The following is a 3,622-nucleotide window of genomic DNA, read 5'->3' on the forward strand; positions in this document are numbered from 1 at the left end:
CGAGTTCTCCATTCTTCGTGAATAACACCACGCTCGTTGTCAATTTCTTCGCCATCCAGACTTAGATAATTTGACCAGTCGTGCAATACCAATAGGGCAGAGTCCAAAAGTTCTGCATTTGACGTTGGCACGTTGCTAAGGTTGTAAACGGTTTCGTCAACGTTGGTATATGCATTGATGTTTCTACCGAAAGCAATACCATATTTTTCAAGATAGTTGAGAACCCCTTTACCAGGGAAATTTTTTGTTCCGTTAAAGGCCATATGCTCTAGGAAGTGAGCCAGACCATTTTGTTCGTCGTTTTCGAGGATTGCACCTACATTCTGAACAATGTAGAAGCTAGCTCGATCTTTTGGCTCTTCGTTGTGGCGAACGTAGTACGTTAAACCGTTTGCTAATTTCCCAGTTCTGACGTTGGGATCCATAGGGATTTTTCCGTCTAAGGCCGGTGCTTTTTGTGCTGATAGCATACTGGTGCTTGTCAGTATTAATGCACTACCTAGGCAAATTTTACCAATTAAATTCATAGTTATTTGTTATTTTATTTGAGTTAGTTGTATTCGGTTGAAAACATAATCGGAATACGTACCCAAGATAATTAAATAATAATATGTTATGAATATTTGTTTGTATTGTTAAGTTATTTTAACAATTGTAAAATTATTGCTCAAGCTTACTCTTTGTTTTACTACTTGTTGTGTTTAGTGTTGTAAAGTCTTTTAAATATAGTTTTTTGCGATGTTGTGTATCTAAATAGATATTGTTTTAATGAATATATATTGGTCTGGTTTGAAAATCGTTTTTTTAGAATAGCTTTTTGAGTTTTACATATGCTGATCGTTAAAATTCTTCTACTTTTGTTGGGTTCCATAAAAATAGTTGTACATGTATCTCTCGAAAAAAAAGAATTGGAGTCTCTTTTGCTTACTCCTTATTTTATTTGTTAGCCAGTCTCAGGCGCAATTTGTTGATTCTAATCAAAGCAAAGCTTCTTTCCAAAATGAATCTGAACGCTTAAACCCACGTTTGGAAAAAGAAGTCTTCTCAAAGAAAAACCTTCTGGTTTTCGGCGGACTTTTAGGATCAGCCTTTTTACTGGATGAGCTGGTTAAAGATGGTATGACTCATAATCAAAAGGGTTTTATTGATGGTTTTACGGATATTTCTAATGAGTTTGGAGAAAAAAAATATCTGGTACCTGCTACACTGGCTACTTGGACTATTGCGATAGCCATTGAGGATGAACGACTGGCTACAACGACTATGAATTCCGCAAAGGCTTTGATTTATGGGGCGGTTTTAACAGAGAGTATCAAATTTATTGCAGGACGTTCGCGTCCTGATATGAATAAAGGATCTATGCATTTCGATGCTTTTAATGGGAGAGGAAACAACACTAAATCTTTTCCATCAGGACATGCATTTGTGGCATGGTCTGTTTTCACACCTTTTGCGCAAGAATACAGCAAGTGGATCTATGTGATTCCTGCTGGTGTTAGTTTGGCTAGAGTGTACCGCAATCGGCATTGGTTTTCCGATGTGGTTTTAGGTGGTGGAATAGGTTACTTTGCTGGGCTTTACTTCCACAAAAGGAAGAATCAAAAAATTCTATTCAATGGAAATGGCATTGTGATTAAATTCTAAATGTTGAATGTCATGTTCTAGGTTGGAACTTATGTGTAAATTCCAACCCGTTTGATTTTAATCCGAAAATATATAAAAATGAGTGTAGCTAAAGTTTTGAAAAGTTTCCCAAAAACGTTTTGGGTTGCAAATACAATTGAACTATTTGAGCGTTGGGCCTGGTATGGTTTCTTTATGCTTTTTGCCAATTACCTAACTGGGTCGTCGGATGCAGGAGGTCTTGAATTTACCCAATCGGAAAAGGGAATGATTATGGGTATAGGTACGGGAATTCTTTACTTTTTACCAGTCGTTACAGGATCCATTGCCGATAAATATGGTTATAAAAAGGTTTTGTTGTTATCCTTTATCATTTATATAACGGCCTTTATACTTTTGCCACAACTGGATACCTTTACTGGAGTTTTCATTGCCTATCTTTATTTGGCATTGGGTGCAGCGCTGTTTAAGCCTATTGTATCGGCAACGGTTGCTAAAACAACCAACGACGAGAATGCGTCCATTGGTTTTGGCATCTTTTACATGATGGTGAACATTGGTGCCTTTTTCGGGCCATTAGTCACTCTATTATTTAAAGGTTCTCAGCTGATTTTTTATATATCGGCAGCTATGATCTTAGTTAATTTTATTCTTTTGCTATTTTTTGATGAGCCTAAAACAGCCGAAGAGAAAAAAGAGTCAGCAGCTTATAGTTTGTGGAACTTGATTCAGACTTTGATCGTATCGACTCTGATATTCATGTCGCTATTCGGCATTTTTCTAGTGATTTGGTTGTTAGAACGTCCGCTGTTTATTGTGCGTTTATTCTTCCCTTATGGCGAACAGTTGGCTTTCAGATGGGCTAAATTTGTTAATTTGATGCCAATTGGAGAATCAAATAAATCTGTTTTTAATAACACAACAAGCATATTTAAGGATACTAAGTTTATCACCTTCCTGGTGATTGTGTCAGGTTTTTGGACCATGTATTTGCAACTGTTTTTCACCTTACCAGTGTTTATTGCTCAGTGGGTTGATACCTCAAGTGTTTACAGCTTTTTTAGCGAATACATGCCTTTCTTTAGCGATAACTATGGTATGGCAAACGGACAAATGGAGGCGGAGTTTATCACCAATTTCGATGCGATGTTTATTATCATCTTCCAGATTGTGGTTTCCTCCATTGTGATGAGAATGAAACCGCTGAGTTCAATGATGGTAGGTTTCTTGGTTTGTGCTATTGGTATGACACTTACTTTAATGACTCAAAATGTGATGTTCACTATAGGAGCCATGTTTATTTTTGCAGTTGGCGAAATGGCGGGCTCTCCTAAAATTACCGAATACATTGGTCGTATTGCACCATCCGATAAGAAAGCCATTTATATGGGGTATTCTTTTATTCCTGTATTTATTGGTAATGTATTGGCGGGTATCATTTCTGGTGATGTTTACCAGAAAATTTCGGATAAGGTTGAGTTTGTAAAAGCAGAGGCAGTAAGTCTTAATTTATCGATTCCAACAGGTCTTTCGAATAATGCTTATTTTGATTCTGTGGCAGAAAAAATGAATATGAACAGCATTGAACTGACGCATCATCTTTGGGAAAAATATAACCCTTCACAGATTTGGTATGTTATCTTCTCGATTGGTTTGATTGCTGTTGTGGCTTTATTCCTTTACGATCGCTTTCTGATTAAGAGCGATGCTGCCAAATAGGATGATCTAAAATCACAAGACAGAAAAAGAGCTTTGATCCATCGATCAAAGCTCTTTTTTAGTTGAATAAATACATTGTCCTCTTTTGTGAATCAGGACGACCGATGACGTTTTTCAAGTAATCTTTCTTCTCGTCAAGCACCCCATTTTTTTGAATATAGGCCCTGCTTAAAGGCATGCAAGTCCCCCATGAGTAGCTGGGGCTGCAATCTTCATTGTCTACTACGCGAATCAAGGTGTGGTATTCACTGATGATAAGACAATGTTTAAAGCTTTTAGC

The 3,622-nt window shown here is 37.1% G+C and carries 4 protein-coding genes; 2 read left to right on the forward strand and 2 right to left on the reverse strand.

What is annotated here, in order from left to right; all coding sequences use genetic code 11:
- Positions 1-527, reverse strand: a 527-nt coding sequence (locus ABY905_RS15090; protein ID WP_372645350.1) for a M16 family metallopeptidase, incomplete at its 3' end; no start/stop codon positions are given.
- A gap of 358 nt (positions 528-885) precedes the next feature.
- Between ABY905_RS15090 and ABY905_RS15095 the strand changes: the two genes are divergently transcribed.
- Together ABY905_RS15095 and ABY905_RS15100 are read left to right on the forward strand one after the other, a co-directional pair.
- Positions 886-1,644: a phosphatase PAP2 family protein gene (locus ABY905_RS15095; protein ID WP_372645352.1), complete on the forward strand. Its 759-nt coding sequence runs from the start codon at positions 886-888 to the stop codon at positions 1,642-1,644.
- 78 nt (positions 1,645-1,722) lie between these two features.
- Complete coding sequence (locus ABY905_RS15100; protein ID WP_372645354.1) at positions 1,723-3,342, forward strand: MFS transporter; 1,620 nt, start codon at positions 1,723-1,725, stop codon at positions 3,340-3,342.
- A gap of 58 nt (positions 3,343-3,400) precedes the next feature.
- On the opposite strand, the gene ABY905_RS15105 is transcribed toward ABY905_RS15100, so the two are convergent.
- A partial coding sequence (locus ABY905_RS15105; RefSeq protein ID WP_372645356.1) for a hypothetical protein occupies positions 3,401-3,622 on the reverse strand: 222 nt, incomplete at its 5' end.

This window comes from Ancylomarina sp. (assembly GCF_041555295.1).
GTDB lineage: Bacteria > Bacteroidota > Bacteroidia > Bacteroidales > Marinifilaceae > Ancylomarina.